The organism is Paenibacillus sp. EKM212P, assembly GCF_011066115.1.
GTDB lineage: Bacteria > Bacillota > Bacilli > Paenibacillales > Paenibacillaceae > Paenibacillus > Paenibacillus polymyxa_B.
The window spans coordinates 31,238-48,379 of the sequence record NZ_JAAMNR010000004.1 but is presented as its reverse complement, the minus strand read 5'-3'; the positions used below and the strand labels follow the sequence as shown (position 1 = coordinate 48,379).

The window sequence follows — 17,142 nt, the reverse complement described above, 5'->3', positions numbered from 1 at the left end:
GATGTGAGGAAATAAGTAGCACAGGGAAGGACATTCATCAGCTTCGGCTGACGGATGTCCTTTATCACGGGCAAATGTACCCGAATTGACGTGAAAAGGGGATGTAGAACGGTGAATGGAGCATTTCAGCAGATGGCAGGACGGCTGATGGTTGCGTTAGATTATCCCAATGCACAACAGGCTGAGCAGTTAATTCGGCAGCTAGAGGGGATTCCTTGTTATATAAAAGTAGGTATGCAACTGTTTTATAGTGCAGGGCCAGCTTTTGTAGAACAGCTAAAGTCCAGAGGATACTCCGTATTTCTGGATTTGAAAATGCATGATATCCCTAACACGGTGCGGGGAGGGGCAGAGAGCATTACACGCCTAGGTGTGGATATGTTCAACGTACATGCTGCTGGGGGCGTTAATATGATGTCAGCCGCTAAAGCTGGTGCAGAAGCAGCTATTTCGGCAGACAGCTCGCTTTCCATGCCGCTCATTATTGCAGTCACACAGCTGACCAGCACGGATCAGATGACCATGAATAAGGAGTTAGGTATTCCTGGTACGGTACAGGATGCAGTGGTTCGTTACGCACAACTGACCCGTGAGGCGGGACTGGATGGTGTGGTAGCATCCCCTTTGGAAGTGCCTGCCATTCGTGCTGTGTGTGGAGCAGAATTTAAGACGATAACCCCTGGCATACGCCCGGCAGGTAGTGCTACAGGCGATCAATCACGTGTGCTTACTCCTGGACAAGCCATTGACCAAGGCAGCAGCTACATTGTCGTTGGACGTCCTATCACCGCAGCAGCAGACCCACGCGCCGCAGCGGAACACATTATTGAGGAGATGATACAAGTATGACTACATTGAATAGTATACCCGAGCAAATTGCATCCCATCTGTTACGTATTCAGGCGGTGGCATTGCGCCCGCAGCAGCCTTTTACATGGACATCGGGCATTAAATCGCCAATTTACTGCGACAATCGCCTGACCATGTCCTACCCGGAGGTACGCGAGCTGATCGCAGACTCATTTGCTGCCCTCATTCGTGAGCAATATCCCGAAACCGAAGTCATTGCAGGGACAGCTACAGCAGGGATTCCTCATGCGGCCTGGGTGGCGCAAAAGCTAAATCTGCCAATGGCCTATGTAAGGGACAAAGCTAAAGGACATGGGAAAGAGAACCAAATTGAAGGCCGCATCAGCCCAGGACAAAAGGTTATGGTCATCGAGGATCTCATTTCTACAGGAGGCAGCTCCATTAAAGCAGCACAGGCTGTAGCACAAGCAGGCGCTCAGCCGTTAGCGGTACTAGCCATTTTCAGCTACCAGCTAGACAAAGCGACTCAAGCTTTTGAAGAAGCAGGTGTGGAGCTGCAAAGCTTGTCCAATTATACAGCTCTGATGAATGTTGCCTTGCGTGAAGGAACCATTCAGGAAGAAGAGATGGAACTGCTGCGTTCTTGGCGTCAGGACCCGGCTTCCTTTGGCAAATAAGATGAGCTATAGGGGACAACAGAGCTAATGATTAGAACGATTCGTACTCGTTGTTAACTATTGTAGATTGTTATGGCTCGGGCCGTGTAAATCGAATTCGATCCGGTTACACTACTCCTACCATCATGTGAAAAGAGGGAGCTCGGATGTATTGGATTTACTATGGCAGACTGTACACGACTAAATTCCAGGCAGGATGTCTGGCAAAAAGGTTGGAGCACGACGGCTGGATGTATGGCTACAATGATCCCCGCGCAGTGGAGGTGTACCGCTCGCGCAAAGGTCGTTATGGTGTCCGATTTATTCCGTAAGTCCATAAAAATAATTTTATAAAAGAAAATTTTCGAAAGACTATTGACGAAACACAAGAAAATGTTGTATATTAATTAACGTTGCTGTTATGAATGTGTAACGTGAATATACAAATTTTTTTGAGGGCCCTTAGCTCAGTTGGTTAGAGCGGTCGGCTCATAACCGATTGGTCGGGGGTTCGAGTCCCTCAGGGCCCATTTCCTCAAAACCCTTGCGTAGCAAGGGTTTTTTTGTTGTTTATAGAGGGTGAGAAAATGGAGGGGAATAGCCCCTTTATTAGGGAGCGATTATAATTTGCAGCGAACCTTCTCTTTCTTCACTTTTTCTAAATGTGATTTAATTTTTTTAATCTTTCATTGCCATGAAGAATGCCCCCTTAGAATATATTAAACTACCCAGTGGGGATCAATATCTATTCTAGGGGATGCAATCTATAGGCTAGGAGAAGCTCCCAAAAGGCTATTTTTTTGAGATTTTAAACTTGAACGGATTATATTCAATGGAAAAATCCTCCGCAGACCCCTTTGCAATTAAGGTTAAGTCCGTAGAAGAGTCAACTTTTGAGAATGTCAGAATTCCTTCTGTCTTCATACCAGGTAGTATTTCAGACTGTAACGCAGGATAAGTATAACTTACACTATCAGTCGTTGGTTCGTATTGTTTGTTTTCTTGAACCAATTTAGTATAAAAGTCATAATAATTTATCGTGTTTTTAGATTTGTTTTCGATTGCCATATAAATCCGTGTTTCCTCTTCAGCAAACTCGACTTTTTGAAGAGTCATGATATAGCCCTTTTGTTTTATTGACTTATTTACTTCTATAGTGCTCAATGTAGGATCAATAAACATAGATTTTTCTATTTTATTTGCCGAGATGGCAGGAGCTGACGTGTAGGTGCCGTAGGTCGTTCTATAGCGATATTTATCAATGACAGTACCGGTTACGTGGATAAAATCATTCTCTTTTGCATTAACAAAGCTGGAAAAACTATTGCCGTAGACAAAAGTGTTTTTTTCATTATTTTTCGGATCAGCATTTACTTGAACATAAATCCCATCTCTATCCTCCTTAGGACCATTAGTGATTTGTCCATAAAAATCAATAGAGCGGTCTTCAAACTGATCAGCATTGACGTACATTTGTTCAAATTCTTCTTTAGATAATAATGAATGATCTTTACTTGATGATACTCCACATGCTGTTAATCCCATTATAAAAATAATAAAAGCACACAAAAGAGAGAAAAAAGCTTTATTTTTCATGAACCCAATATCCTCCAGCATAAAAATATAGTAGCAATAGTCTATCAGAACTAGATCTATTTTTCTGTAAATATTTACAAATAACTAATTTCACTATTTTTTCTCACGTTTTTACCGAAATTTATTATGCCTGGCTACAATCAAGCCTTCATTTTTTACTTTATGCAGCAGTTTCCATTGTTTGGTTTGCCACAATCGTATTATTGTTGAGTTATGTAAGGAAATGGTTAATGTCTTCGAGAGTACAAAATGTTATTGATAAAGCTACGGGCTTCGTTTTAATTGGATTCGGTTTAAACATGATCTTTAGAGTTCAAAGAACAGGACATTGAATAGCTATGAGAATAGGGGTTGACATCAGCCCGTCCATAAAAATAGCACTGCCCAATAAACGGACAGTGCTATTTTTACCGTTTTTATCTTAAGATACCTTAACAGTGTATACCATTCTCAATTTACCGTTACCGCCGTAAATCTCAACTCTTGCATTCGTTGCAGTAGTGGTGGTTACCACCCCGGAAGCGGAGACGGTGACATTTCCGCTCGCCACTTTATAAGTATCCCCTGGGTAATTTGACAACGCATAGGAATAATTACGTGGCAACGTAGCCGTTCTGTAGTATACTCCGTTAACTTCTACGACAGGCGTAATTACCGGAGAAGGGCCTACAGATGCGGACGCGCTAGGGACGATAATACTCCCAATAAGTCTTTACTGTACTTTTGAACTATTCTCCTAGCTGTATAGTCTTTGATCCACACGGAATAAAAAACGGACGTCAGAGTGATTAGCTCCAAGTCCGTTTTGTGTTTGTATCTATTTAGTTCTTGATATCAGTTTACAAGTTGGTGTGCAAGCTTCTCATCGCTGTCTAGATTCCTTTCTACGATACGCTGTTTTAATGCAGACAGTTCCGCACACTGTCGAATGGCTTCCGCTACAAGCTGGGCGACCTGTTCGGCTCCTTCGTCAGAAAAATGGGTATTATCTGTTACACCAGCGGGGTAATTAGGATGCGCTTTTTCAGGCAAATGCATAAATAGCTGCTGTGACTCTTTTTCACCCATTGAACGATAAAGCTGCTGAGAAGCTTCAAAAATATCGAGCAGGGGTGTCTTGGTTTCCGCGGCTACTTTTCTCATGGCAGCAGGATAGGCTCCTACAGCCAACGGATCAGGTTCACCGTCTGCGGTGAATCGGCGGCGGCTTACAGAGGTCAATAGCACTGGAATTCCACCACGCTCCCGAGCGGACTGAATGTATTGAATTAAGTTTTGACGATACTCTCCATCAGGATCGGTATAGCGAGTGGGGTCTTCTTTTTTCTCATCGTTGTGTCCAAATTGAATAAACAGATAGTCTCCAGCTTGAATATCTTTTTCAATATCAGCTAATCGGCCTTCTGCTATAAAAGATTTGGTGCTTCGCCCATTGACAGCACGATTGTCCACATGAACAGACGGTGCCAAATAGCTTTGCAAGTGTTCACCCCAGCCTGTCATCGGTTTTTCGGTAGCCCCTTTTTGAGCTGCAGTGGAGTCCCCGGCGATAAACAGTCGAGTTGTCATCTGTTGCCTTGCCTGAGCATATCCATGTTTTTGAAGCCAAGTTTCCGCCAGATCAAGCCATTGACGGCATTCGTGGTTGTCCTCTGACTGTCCCAATCCGTGTCGCCCTTCCTCAAATACATGCAGTTCAAACGGAATACGTTCCCGGGATAATGAAAAAGCGAACAACAGACTATTTTCTACCGGTACAGCGCCATCATTGGCTGTAGTCCATATCAAAGTTGGAGGTGTCTGTGAAGTTACTTGCCGATCAGATGAAAAGGCTTGAAGCTGCTCCGGCGTCGGCTGTTCCCCTAAAAAATGTGTACGGCTTCCGATATGTGTATAAGGCTCATGAAATGAAATTACAGGGTATCCCAACAACAGAAGATCTGGCTTTACTGCCCCTATAGTGGAGACTATGGAGGCCAAGTGACCGCCTGCTGAAAAACCGATGAGCCCCACTTGATCAGGAATGACTAGCCAGTCATGCGGTGTTTGGCGAATCCATTGCAGAGCATGTTCTACATCCTCCAACAAAGAAGTAATCTCGAAATCGCCGACTTGATACTCCAGCACACCCGCATGAATACCTAGATCATTCAACCACCGAGCTATAGGCTCTCCTTCATGTGAGGCCAAATGCTCGTAGCCACCGCCAGGTAATACCAATATAAAAGGACGAGCTTGACGAACTGTTACGGGATATAGGGAGAGAAAAGAAGTGTTTGACGGAAATTGTTCTTTTATAATCGGTTCTTTAGGACTAACCACATGTAACATAAGTAACTCCTCCAAAATTCTTTTTAACTGCCGCAAACCAAACAAAATCGACTTAAATTGGAATGATACGGATGTAAAAAATAATGCACACGTGAAAAAAATGATTTAAACCTTGTTATGAAAGCGCTATAATTTTGATGTGAAGCAAAGAGCCAGAGGGGGAGCGCAATGAAAAAAGGAAGAATGTTCTACACTATTTTTATTACGATTCTGGTTTTGGGAGTAGGATTGGTGGCCAGTTTTGGCAGCTACATCTATTTTACAACAATTAGCTCCGTTGTGGAGAGAGTTTCCAATACCAAGCAAAGCTACATGGCACAGATCAGAAATAGCCTGGAGCAGAAAATTCAAACGATTGAATATGCTTTTAATACGTATAGCACGACCAGTTCCTTTAATGATGTTGTGAAAAATCCCATTACAGAAAAAGATTTTATAGCGTATCGGAATGTGAATACTCAGCTCAATTATATTGCTACGATGGGATTAGAAGGAACGGAATATTCACTAATCAGTCTGGATCAGAATTGGAGAATCTCCAATGGTAGCCTGTCCTATTTGACGAAAACGGAACGAGAAAAGCTGATTAGTACCTATATCGACCACCAAGAGAAGGGGCTATTCTGGGTTAAAACAGATAAAGGAATTCGTTTTGTGAATACCTTGCCTGTATTCTCTAAGAAGAAGCAAGCCATTGCTTTGTCGGATATTTCGCTGCAAACGTTAAATCATACGATTCAAACCGAGGATCATATGGCTGTTTTTATTTTGAATAAACAAGGCGATTTAATGTATGAAACCCAGCCTGCTGAACAATTATTGTCCACTCAGCAGCTTCAGCACATTTCAGAAGCTACAGTGAAGCCGAACAACACAGGTATGTTAACTTTGGAGAAAACGGATCAGCAGCCTGCACGACAAGTCATTTACGCCAAATCTGCCTATAACAATTGGACTTACTTAACGGTATTAGATAAGAAAGAAATTGCGGATGCCTTTCAAACGACCAAATTTGGAATCATCATGATGGGACTTGTATTAACGCTCTTAATGGTGGTAGTGGCGTACTTCATTGCCATTTACTTTACAAAGCCATTTCAGCAAATAAAACGAAGCTTGCCTAAAAATCCTAATTTCGCTTTCAAAAATGAACCTTCTAAAAATGAAATTGAATGGATTATTAATTCCATCGACAACATTGTAACCGAGAAGGAAAGCTTGGAAAGTCTCATTCAGTCCGAAATGCCACAGTTGGAAACCCAATTGATTCTCAACCTGTTCCGCAAACGTATTTCTGCAGAGGAATTGGCACGAAAAATGCCACGCTTGGGTTATCCGCAGATCGAGAATCAAATGTATATTACCTTGTTGGTCCAACTGGATAATCTGGGAGATCGAGATCCCTCGGATAAAGACGTTTTGCTGCTGGCTATTAACAAAATCGTAGAAGAAACGATTCCAGAGCAGCAGCGAATGCTTCCCATCATTTTGAACGATAACACTCAGGCCACTATATTAATTTTGACAGGTAAGAGCGAACAGGAAATGAGAAAGCAAGTCCTAGATGATGCGACCCTTTTGGTTCGAAACGTAAAAGAGTATTTGAATGTATCCATCAGCATCGGCATTAGTACGGCGTATGATAACTTATTAGAAAGTAAAGAAGCCTGTGAGATGAGCAAGCAAGCTTTGCATCACCGTTTAAATTTAGGCAAAGAGTCGATTATTTTTTATGAAGATATTTCCATGGTCATTTCAGGTCCGGTGCTGCTTCATTATCCTACGGAATTGGAATCAAAACTGTTTGATGCCATCCGAATAGGGGACGAAGAGCAGGTATACCATACCGTGCACTCTTTATTGGAGGAAATGATGATAAAAAACAATCATTCCATGAACTTTGAAGTGCTGTTGGTACGGTTTGTGAATAACCTCATCCAATTGGAGCAGCTATTAGGGATTGAAGTGCTGCTGACGCAAGACAATCATGCCTTGTATCATCGTTTGCTGGACATCCGTAACCCGGAAGAGATAGAACGTATGCTGATAGAGCAAGTTATTTTCCCCATGGTAAAAAGCATGAAGGAGAAGACCAATCAGCAATTCCGCTGTCTCTCGGAAAAAATTGCTGCTATTATCCGTGCTGAATATGACCAGGAATTATCATTAGAACTCATTGGAGACCGACTTCATTACAATCCGAATTATTTAAGCAGTATTTTCAAAAAAGAATACGGAACGACGTTTAGTGAATATCTAATGGGCTACCGGTTACAAATGGGCAAGAAATGGCTCGTTGAGACCGATATGACGATTAAAGAAATCGCTGAGCGACTGCAATATCATAATTCGCAAAACTTTATCCGCTCTTTTCGGAAAAAGGAACAGGTTACACCGGGAGCTTACCGAAAGATGAAGCAAGCCAATTAGCCTTTAACCGCTCCTAATAAAGCTCCTTTGACAAAGTGCTTTTGCACAAATGGATAAACGATTAACATCGGAACGGTCGCAATGACAATGACCGCCATCTTAATCGTCTGCGCAGGCGGGATGACATCTACAGCAGTTCCTTCTGCCTGCATACCACTGGAAACGATTACAATTTGACGAAGCAAGACTTGAATCGGCCATTTGGCAGAATCATTGATATAGAGAATGGCGTGCATATACGTATTCCAGTAGGCAACAGCGTAGAATAGAGAGATGGTTGCAATAGAAGGCAGGGCTAACGGCAACATAATTTTAAAGAAGATACCAAAATCGTTGCACCCGTCCATCTTGGCTGATTCCTCCAAATCATCTGGCAGCGCCTGAAAAAAGTTACGCATGATAATCAGGTTAAACGCATTAATGGCCACGGGAAGAATCAAGGACCAATACGAATTGATAAGCCCCATGCTTTTTACAACCAGGAATGTCGGAATCATCCCCCCACTAAACAACATAGAGAACACGACAATGAAGTTAATCGTATTGCGGCCAAGTAGATATCTTCGGGATAATCCATAAGCCATAAAAGCAGTAAATATCATACTTACAACTGTACCGACGACCGTTACTCCAACCGAAACCCCGAGACCTCTAAAAATGGTGGGAGTCGACAGAATATAGCGATAGGCATCCAAGGAAAAAGTAACTGGGAATAAAATGAACTTCTTGGCTATCACTTCTTCAGTTGAGGCAAAAGAGCTGGCGATGATATTCAAAAAAGGTAAGAGACAAGTGAGGGCAATGAGAATCAATAGTGTACTGTTTACAATGTTGAAAATACGGCTGCCCAGCGATTCTTTTTTTCGTAATTTTTGTTTTCGTAATGGTTGCGTCAATGTGGTTGACCTCCTCGTAATCGTTTACATGTCAACCTTATCAAGAGGAAAGAATTCCGTATATAATCAAATCTTGAGGTGTTCTCTAATCATGGAGAAAAGCGGATGATCATTAGGTTGTGTTGTAATCATTTGCTAAGGTGAAAAGGTTGAAAAGTAGGCTGTATACTCAATTTTGTAAACGCTATCATTTGATGATTATATGCGGAATGCTGAAAATCGCGTACTCTTGAAAACGTATACAGGAACGTTTGAAGGAGGTCGAACTAATGAAAGTTTCAAGTGTCCCCGCACCAAACATGAAAATGAAAAAGAACAAAAGAACGACGGAAAGCCTTTTACGAATGCAGAAACACAAGTTGCTCTATTTAATGGTTTTACCCGGACTGGTGTACTTCATTATTTTTAAGTACTTTCCTATGGGGGGATTGGTGATTGCATTTCAGGATTATCAAGCTTTTCAGGGAATCACGGGCAGTCCATGGGTAGGAATGAAGCATTTTATTCGTTTGTTTACCGAGCCTACGTTTTTTATGCTGCTTCGTAATACACTGGTTTTGTTTGCGCTGAACATTGTAATCTTTTTTCCATTGCCCATCATTTTGGCACTCATGTTGAACGAGGTTAGGAAGATGTTTTTTAAAAACATTATTCAAACCATCATCTACATCCCGCACTTTATGTCATGGGTTATCATTGTTTCGATTTCTTATGTATTCCTAACCGTAGACGGTGGGGTGCTGAATGAAATGATTGCCGCGCTGGGCGGTGAGAAGATCAGCTTCTTAACTTCTCCTCAATGGCTGCGAACCGTCTACATCGGGCAAGTGATTTGGAAGGAACTTGGCTGGTCTACCATCATTTATCTATCTGCGATTACAGTGGTAGATACGCAATTGTATGAGGCAGCAGAGATGGACGGAGCTGGACGCCTGAGAAAGACATGGCACGTTACCTTGCCTGCGATCCGCCCAGTCATTATTACATTGTTAATTTTGAAGATCGGTAGCACGTTGGATTTGGGCTTTGAGCATATGTATCTGCTATTGAACTCATTAAACCGCGAGGTTGCCGAAATCTTTGACACCTACATTTATACTGCGGGCTTAAAGAATGGACAATTAAGTTTCAGTACGACGGTAGGACTTTTTAAAGGTGTAGTAGGGTTAATCCTGATTATGGGCTCCAATCGACTGGCCAAGAAATTTGGTGAAGACGGCGTTTACTAATGACGACGGGAAGGATGCAAAATGGTACGGTTTGTAGAAAACATGAACAAATGGTGCATGCGCCTGCTGCGCCTGGTCTACCTTAACTTGCTTTGGACGGTTGCGACGATTCTGGGCTTGGGTTTTATAGGCGTTGGGCCTGCAACCGTTGCTATGCTTAGTATTTTAAGGCAGTGGATTCGGGGCAATGAGGAAGTCGCCATTTTCTCGACGTTTGTACGTTACTTTAGAGAAAGCTTTAAAGAAGCAGCAATCATTGGCGGGCTTTACAGCCTTGTGGGTTACGTGCTCTACGTGGATATAGTCAACGTCTCGTCCTGGTATGTTCGTGTGGTGACGCTTATTGGAGCCTTTTTGTATCTCATCTCTTTGGCCTACATTTTCCCGCTGCTGGCTCACTATGATTGGAAAGGTATCGGACTGAAGGTCAAAATGTCGATAGTGATTGGATTTTCGTATTTACAATATACGCTTGTTCTTTTTGTAGCCATTGTCGTGCTTTTTGCATTGATTCTAGGCTTGTACCCAGGAATTCTAACTTTTGCCGGAGCAAGTATTATGGGTTATCTCGTGATGTGGATGACGCATCAGGTGTTCAGCAAAATAGAGCGAGAGGTTCTGGTGAAAGAGGAAGATATGGCATAAATATATAAACAGAAAAGGAGCAAACACGATGAAAAAGGGAATCACGACGAAAAAGGGAGTATCGGGCCTTCTTGCTGTACTAATGGTCATGAGTGTTTTTTTAGCTGCTTGCGCTGACAAGGGAGCTGAGGATCAAAGCGGCCAAACCTATGATCCGAAGTCCAAACTGGAATTTACCTGGTTAAACGTATTGCATACAGCTTCTCCGCCTACAGAAACGATCAAAAGCAAAATTGAAGAATACACCAATTCTAAAATCACGTTCAATTGGGTGCCTGACGCTTCCAAAGAAGAGAGAATCACTACCGCGCTTGCATCCGGCGAATTGGCCGATATGGTGACCCTGACGATGATGACAAATTCTTCAGTACGAAGCTCTTTGAAATCAGGGCTATTCTGGGATGTAGGAAAGTATTTGGATGATTATGAAAATTTGAAAAAAATCCCGCCTGAAGTTCGGGAAGCCGCATCCATTGAAGGGGTACTGTATGGCGTTCCGTTCCAGAAAAATCTGGCTCGGGCAGGTCTGGTCATTCGCCAGGATTGGCTGGATCGCTTAGGACTGAAGGTGCCGACGACACTGGATGAGTTGTATGAAGTTGCGAGAGCGTTTACAGAAGATGATCCGGATGGAAATGGAAAAAATGATACGACTGGGTTTGTTGACAGATCGGATCTACGCTATAGCAGCTTCAAAACTTTAAGTTCCTACTTTGGCACACCTAATGGCTGGAAAGTAGATGAAAGCGGAAAGTTTACGCCGGAATTTGATACTCCTCAATATTTGGAGACCTTAAAGTATTCCAATAAATTATACAAAAATGGATATCTCTCTAAAGACTTTGCTGTAACCGCTAAAACGGATCAGCAGCAACAATTTGCACAAGGTAAAGCAGGTATTTATACAGGCATGATCGATATCTCTAACCTCAGAACCTTGTCCCAAGGCTTGCAAAAAGGGCTGAAGCTGGTACCGGTTAACAAGATTTCGAATGGAGATGGCAAATACCACGTATGGTCTGAGGGAAGCGGGGTAGGAGGTTTGCTCGCATTTCCGAAATCCGAAGTAAAAACAGAAGCTGAGTTGAAGAGACTGCTGCAATTTGTAGATGATTTAATTGACAAAGATGTATATATGTATATGACCGGCGGTATTGAAGGCACTCATTATAAGATCGAAAAAGATGGAGCCTTCAAAATTACGAATACAGATTTGTGGCAAGCAGATGTTCAGCCGTTTTCAAGCTCCAGACCGAGCGAAGTGACCTATAACTTAAAAGATGCCAATCCAGAAAAGGAACTGGCTAATGAATTAGTCCGTGAAAATAATGAATTTGCTGTTCTGGACCCGACCGTGCCACTGGATTCAGTCACCGCTAATGAGCAAGGAACAGAGCTGGAGAAAATCATTACCGATGCCTCCTTCAAATTTATTATGGGTGAGCTTGACGAAGCCGGATTTAAAGCAGCCGTAGAAAACTGGAAAAACTCCGGTGGATCACGAATTACTGCTGAGTATGAGGAAGCGTATAAGAAAACGAAAAAATAATAGCTGAGCATGGCTGTTGCCCCCAGACTCCTTGAATGATTTCTTGGATGTTGAAATCCGGGGGCAGCTTATGCTTTCCCAATACAAAATGGATCTAACATTCACAAAATATAAAGACAGGAGAGAACAAAATGCAATTGTATAACATTGTAGATTATGGAGCAGTTCAGGATGGTACGACGTTGGCTACGGAAGCGATTGCGGCTGCCATTGAAGCGGCCAGCAATGCTGGAGGAGGAACCGTTTTTGTTCCGTCTGGGACGTATCTGACAGGTGCTATCTTTCTGAAAAGTAACATTGAGCTTCATGTAAGCCCTGGCGCAATTCTGTCCTTCAGTACGGAACTGGCTGATTACCCTGTAGTAGAATCCAGATGGGAAGGCGTTCAGCGGGAAGTGCATGCGTCATGCATTTATGGGCAGAACCTTGAGAATATTTCAGTTACAGGTAGCGGAACGCTGGATGGAAATGGTCAGCCGTGGTGGGAAAAGCACCGCAATCATCCAGAGGAGTTACAGTATCCGAGACCCAAATTAATCAGCTTTGACCGTTGTCAGCGGGTTACCATTAAAGATGTTATGTTAAAAAATTCCCCCAGTTGGACTGTAAGCCCCATCGCTTGCTATAACGTTACGATTGATAATTTGTCCATTCTTAACCCCGCGGACTCCCCCAATACGGATGGCATTAATCCCGAATCCTGTTCGAATGTTCGTATTAGCAACTGCAATATAGATGTGGGCGATGATTGTATTGCGATCAAAGCAGGAACCGAAGATACACAAGAGCGAATTCCATGTGAAAATATTACGATTACCAACTGTACGATGGTGCATGGACATGGCGCAGTCGTACTGGGAAGCGAAATGAGTGGTGACATTCGCAATGTTACGATCAGCAATTGCGTGTTCAAGCAAACGGATCGGGGCATACGTCTGAAATCCAGACGAGGACGTGGCGGAACCATCGAGGATATTCGCATCAGCAACATTGTGATGGAAGATGTAATTTGTCCATTTATTCTGAACCTTTATTATTTCTGCGGCCCTCGGGGCAAAGACAAATATGTGTGGGACAAAAATCCCTATCCGATTACCGATGAAACCCCGTGCTTTAGACGAATCCATTTTTCCGATATTACGGCACGACAGGTTCATGCGGCTGCTGGATTCTTATATGGACTTGCAGAACAATATATTGCTGAAATTACATTTTCCAATATTGATATTTCTATGGCTAAAAATGCAATTCCCGGTCGTCCGGCCATGATGACAGGGATAGAAGATATGAGCAACCGTGGTTTTTATCTAGGTAACGTGAAGGATATTCGTTTTCAACATGTGACGATTGAGAATCATGAAGGTCCTGCCTTTTATATTGAAAATGGGGAAGACGTTGAAATCAATCGTTGTCATTCGAAGAATACAGCTCAGCCCGAAAAGCTGATAGAACAAGTAACGATACAACCTTCTGAACGAAATAAGATGAATTAGGAGGGCATGAAAGGAGGTACAACGTGGATAAGTTGCAAGCATTGTTGGGAGACCTTCCGGCAGATCGCCCTGTAACGGCAACTCTGCTGAATCAAGAAGAGCGCGAGGGATACCGACTGGAGTGTCTCCTGCTCGACTTGAACGGGATCGAGTCTGTACCCGCTTATGTAGCTACACCCTTACAAGGGAACGGTCCGTTCCCATTGGTCGTTTTTAACCATTCGCATGGAGGCAATTATACGAACGGGCGCAATGAACTGATCCATAGCAGTTCTTACTTGCAGCAGCCCTCGTTTGGTACCACCCTGACAGACATGGGGTACTGCGTATGCTGTATTGACATGTGGGGCTTTAATGAACGTGGAGGCAAAACCGAGAGCGAGCTGGTAAAAGAAATGCTCTGGCAGGGCCAAGTGCTGTGGGGCATGATGCTGTATGATAACCGTCGTTTGGTGGATTATATGTGCCAGCGTGAAGATATTGATGCTTCCCGTATTGCAACAATCGGTATGTCGATGGGCGGACTCATGGCATGGTGGATGGCTGCGTTAGATGAACGGATACAGGTGACGGTTGATATTTGTGGACAGGTAGATGCCCATACGCTAATCGCCAAAAGGGGGTTGGATCATCATGGTTTCTATTCCTATGTCCCCGGCTTGCTGAAGCATTTTACCACCTTGGATATTCAAAAGCGGATCGTACCTCGTCAACGGATGAGTATAACAGGTCAAAATGACCGGATGTGTCCTATTGAAGGAGTCGAGTATTTGGCAAAAGGGCTGCTGGAAGCTTACCAGGAGGCAGGTCACCCTGAGCATTGGCAGCCTGTGATTGCGGGCGGTGGACATATGGAGACGTTGGAAATGCGAACGGCGTGGCAGTCATTTTTAGCCGAACACCTGTAAATCAAATGAAGGGATCGGGGTAACCATGCTAGTTGGAAAAGAATCCTTTTGTGATTTCCATACGATTCAGGAGGCGATTGCTGTATTGGAGCAGTCGGATTCCAACGAAATGGAAACGCTAACTATTTTATCAGGTACTTATGAGGAAGAGGTACGAATTTACCGTTCATATCTTCATATTATAGGCATCGGACAGGTAGAGATTCGAATGGATCGGTATGCCAAGGAACGGGATGAAGCGGGAGAGGAAATAGGGACCTTTGCGACACCTACTTTATTTTTAGGCGGTAGCCATCTGATCTTGGAAAATCTCACGATTTCCAACACGGCAGGACAGGGAGAAGCCATTGGGCAGGCCGTTGCGGTATACGCTCATTGTGATGAAACGGTCTTTAGAAACTGTACCTTTAAAGGGCACCAGGATACTTTATTTACAGGCCCTCTACCTCCTGCACCGAAAGAACGACTCCAGTTTGGTGGAATCCATTTGAAGGAGCATCATAGGCACTATCGGCAGCTTTATCAGCATTGTTATATAGAGGGTACGGTGGACTTTATTTTTGGTGGGGCTACCGCGTATTTTGAAGATTGCGAAATTCGCAGTTTACGCCATCATGACAACCAAACGAGCTACGTCACAGCCGCCTCTACGCCGCAAGGACAAGCGTATGGTTATGTATTCAACCATTGCTACTTAACCGCAGAAGCTGATATTACCCCGGTTTTTTTGGGACGTCCGTGGCGGGAGTATGCCAAGACCGTATTTGTCGATTGTAAAATGGGCGATCATATTGACCCACGTGGCTGGGACAATTGGGATAATGTCGCGAACGAGAAAACGGTCTGTTATCAGGAATATAACGGACCCGATGAAGTTGCTACGTTACGTAAGCAACGTGTTCCGTGGGCAGATTGTTTTGAAACGGGAACAGAAGTATGGAGCAAGGAACAGGTATTTGATGAAGTCACATTTTGGAAGTAAGGAGAAGTGAGGTCTCATGATGATTCAAAATCCCATATTAAAAGGCTTTAATCCCGATCCGTGTATTACACGAGTCGAGGATACTTACTATATTGTGGTGTCATCGTTTGAGTGGCTGCCTGGAGTACGGGTGTACCAGTCCAAAGATTTGGCCAACTGGGAGCATTGCACAGATATTTTGACCGATCAGGTTGATTTAAGAGGAAACCCGAAAAATTGCAGCATTTGGGCACCGCAGCTTAGCTATGCGGATGACCTTTTTTATCTGCTCTATACGGATGTGAAAAGCACCAAGCGTCCGTTCAAGGACGTCCATAATTTTGTAATGACGGCGCCTACGATCCAAGGACCTTGGTCGGAACCCGTCTATCTTAACAGTAGTGGATTTGATCCGTCTTTATTTCACGATGAGGACGGACGCAAATGGCTGTTGAACGCATTGTGGGATTACCGTATGTTGGAAAGCAATAAATCTTCCGGTATCGTCATGCAGGAGTATGACAGCAAGCAACAACAACTCATTGGCGAGCCTGTCAAAATCTTTGATTGTACTCCTTTGAAGAAAACAGAAGCGCCTCACATCTATAAGCAAAATGGATATTACTATCTTGTTACAGCGGAAGGCGGAACGGGTACGGGGCATGCCGTTACCGTAGCACGGTCGAAGCAGATATCCGGTCCATATGAAGTAGACCCGCACAACCCCATGCTTACGTCACGTGATCGACTGGATTTCCCGTTACAATGCGCAGGACATGGCAGTCTTGTACAAACACCGGACGGCGAATGGTACATGGCTCATTTATGCACACGTCCAGTAGAGGGGAAATATGCCATTTTAGGACGGGAAACAGCCTTGCAGCAAGTGTACTGGAATGATGAAGGCTGGCTGCGATTAACCGCCGGGGGCCATACACCTCAATTGGAGGTGCCCGCACCTCAAGGGAAGTTCTCGGTTAAACAAGAGCAGCAGAGTTATATTTTCGAGGATTTTTTCGAGGGACCCACATTAGATAAAACGTGGAACACATTGCGTATCCTGGCGGATGATAGCTGGTGTTCATTAAGCCAGCGCCCCGGTTATCTTCGGATTCTAGCTGGAGAATCCATTCAAAGTCTGTTCCAGCATCATGTGCTTGCCATTCGGCAAACGGATCATCATTTCCGGGTGGAAACAGCATTGGAGTATCAGCCAACAAGCTATTTGCAAATGGCGGGGCTTCTACTGTACCTTAATGAAGAAGATTATTTGTACGCCTATATTAGCTATGAGGAGGGACAAGGGAAGGTGCTGCGTATGATGCGATGTGAAGCCAACACATTTACCTTAGTTCCCCAAGCGATTACGCTTCAGGACGATCTTCCTATACATTTAGCTGTGGAAGTCCATGCATCCCACGGGCAATTTTATTATGGAGTCGGAGACAAACCTGCTTGGAAGCGGCTTTTTGAAATGCAGGATATCAGATTTTTATCCGGTGGTTTTACAGGGAATTTTGTAGGTATTGCTGCTCATGATATGCAACAATTCCAAGGAAGCTACGCTGATTTTTCTCATTTCTTATATCATGGTAAGGATCATCTTTCCTCATAAAAAACATGATAATGATTATGTTG

Annotated in this window: 15 protein-coding genes and 1 tRNA gene; 12 read left to right on the top strand and 4 right to left on the bottom strand. The window is 43.6% G+C overall.

Annotated features, from left to right (window positions below):
• Positions 1 to 54: 54 nt before the first annotated feature.
• The 4 genes from pyrF (at position 55) to G9G54_RS12725 (ending at position 1,996) form a co-directional block, all read left to right on the top strand.
• Positions 55 to 849 carry an orotidine-5'-phosphate decarboxylase gene (gene pyrF, locus G9G54_RS12740; protein ID WP_081112405.1) on the top strand — a complete coding sequence of 265 codons (795 nt, stop codon included), beginning with the start codon at positions 55 to 57 and terminating at the stop codon, positions 847 to 849.
• Complete coding sequence (gene pyrE / locus G9G54_RS12735) at positions 846 to 1,487, top strand: orotate phosphoribosyltransferase (protein ID WP_061828494.1); 642 nt, start codon at positions 846 to 848, stop codon at positions 1,485 to 1,487. Before pyrF ends, pyrE begins: the two co-directional genes overlap by 4 nt.
• 146 nt (positions 1,488 to 1,633) lie before the next feature.
• Positions 1,634 to 1,798 carry a hypothetical protein gene (locus tag G9G54_RS12730; RefSeq protein ID WP_014282411.1) on the top strand — a complete coding sequence of 55 codons (165 nt, stop codon included), beginning with the start codon at positions 1,634 to 1,636 and terminating at the stop codon, positions 1,796 to 1,798.
• Between the two features lie 124 nt (positions 1,799 to 1,922).
• A tRNA-Ile gene (locus G9G54_RS12725) sits at positions 1,923 to 1,996 on the top strand.
• Positions 1,997 to 2,258: 262 nt separating this feature from the next.
• Here the strand turns inward: G9G54_RS12725 and G9G54_RS12720 are convergent.
• The 3 genes from G9G54_RS12720 to G9G54_RS12710 all read right to left on the bottom strand — a co-directional run bounded on the left by G9G54_RS12720 (position 2,259) and on the right by G9G54_RS12710 (position 5,393).
• On the bottom strand, positions 2,259 to 3,062 hold the full coding sequence (locus tag G9G54_RS12720) for a DUF4352 domain-containing protein (RefSeq protein WP_061828493.1): 804 nt from the start codon (positions 3,060 to 3,062) through the stop codon (positions 2,259 to 2,261).
• A gap of 421 nt (positions 3,063 to 3,483) precedes the next feature.
• A complete protein-coding gene (locus G9G54_RS26015; protein WP_257785365.1) occupies positions 3,484 to 3,612 on the bottom strand; it encodes a hypothetical protein in 129 nt (42 codons plus the stop codon).
• Positions 3,613 to 3,896: 284 nt separating this feature from the next.
• Positions 3,897 to 5,393, bottom strand: a complete 1,497-nt coding sequence (locus tag G9G54_RS12710; RefSeq protein ID WP_165178372.1) for a GDSL-type esterase/lipase family protein — start codon at positions 5,391 to 5,393, stop codon at positions 3,897 to 3,899.
• 168 nt (positions 5,394 to 5,561) lie between these two features.
• On the opposite strand from G9G54_RS12710, the gene G9G54_RS12705 reads away from it, so the two are divergent.
• Entirely contained in the window at positions 5,562 to 7,823 is a 2,262-nt protein-coding gene (locus G9G54_RS12705; RefSeq protein ID WP_165178371.1) for a helix-turn-helix domain-containing protein, read from the top strand.
• Here the strand turns inward: G9G54_RS12705 and G9G54_RS12700 are convergent.
• Positions 7,820 to 8,719 (bottom strand): carbohydrate ABC transporter permease, encoded by a 900-nt coding sequence (locus G9G54_RS12700; RefSeq protein ID WP_028540498.1) that lies wholly within the window; start codon positions 8,717 to 8,719, stop codon positions 7,820 to 7,822. The genes G9G54_RS12705 and G9G54_RS12700 overlap by 4 nt on opposite strands.
• Before the next feature lie 269 nt (positions 8,720 to 8,988).
• Here G9G54_RS12700 and G9G54_RS12695 point away from each other — a divergent pair, with 269 nt between their 5' ends.
• The 7 genes from G9G54_RS12695 to G9G54_RS12665 all read left to right on the top strand — a co-directional run bounded on the left by G9G54_RS12695 (position 8,989) and on the right by G9G54_RS12665 (position 17,119).
• Positions 8,989 to 9,948 (top strand): ABC transporter permease, encoded by a 960-nt coding sequence (locus G9G54_RS12695; protein WP_023989418.1) that lies wholly within the window; start codon positions 8,989 to 8,991, stop codon positions 9,946 to 9,948.
• Between the two features lie 21 nt (positions 9,949 to 9,969).
• Positions 9,970 to 10,593, top strand: coding sequence for a YesL family protein (locus tag G9G54_RS12690; protein ID WP_023989417.1), 624 nt, complete (start codon positions 9,970 to 9,972; stop codon positions 10,591 to 10,593).
• 28 nt (positions 10,594 to 10,621) lie between these two features.
• The gene (locus G9G54_RS12685; RefSeq protein ID WP_165178370.1) at positions 10,622 to 12,142 is read left to right on the top strand and encodes an extracellular solute-binding protein; all 1,521 of its coding nucleotides are present in this window, start codon (positions 10,622 to 10,624) and stop codon (positions 12,140 to 12,142) included.
• A gap of 131 nt (positions 12,143 to 12,273) precedes the next feature.
• On the top strand, positions 12,274 to 13,635 hold the full coding sequence (locus G9G54_RS12680) for a glycoside hydrolase family 28 protein (RefSeq protein WP_165178369.1): 1,362 nt from the start codon (positions 12,274 to 12,276) through the stop codon (positions 13,633 to 13,635).
• A gap of 23 nt (positions 13,636 to 13,658) precedes the next feature.
• Positions 13,659 to 14,543 carry a dienelactone hydrolase family protein gene (locus tag G9G54_RS12675; protein ID WP_165178368.1) on the top strand — a complete coding sequence of 295 codons (885 nt, stop codon included), beginning with the start codon at positions 13,659 to 13,661 and terminating at the stop codon, positions 14,541 to 14,543.
• A gap of 25 nt (positions 14,544 to 14,568) precedes the next feature.
• The gene (locus G9G54_RS12670; protein WP_165178367.1) at positions 14,569 to 15,525 is read left to right on the top strand and encodes a pectinesterase family protein; all 957 of its coding nucleotides are present in this window, start codon (positions 14,569 to 14,571) and stop codon (positions 15,523 to 15,525) included.
• 16 nt (positions 15,526 to 15,541) lie between these two features.
• Complete coding sequence (locus tag G9G54_RS12665; protein ID WP_165178366.1) at positions 15,542 to 17,119, top strand: glycoside hydrolase family 43 protein; 1,578 nt, start codon at positions 15,542 to 15,544, stop codon at positions 17,117 to 17,119.
• Positions 17,120 to 17,142 lie beyond the last annotated feature (23 nt).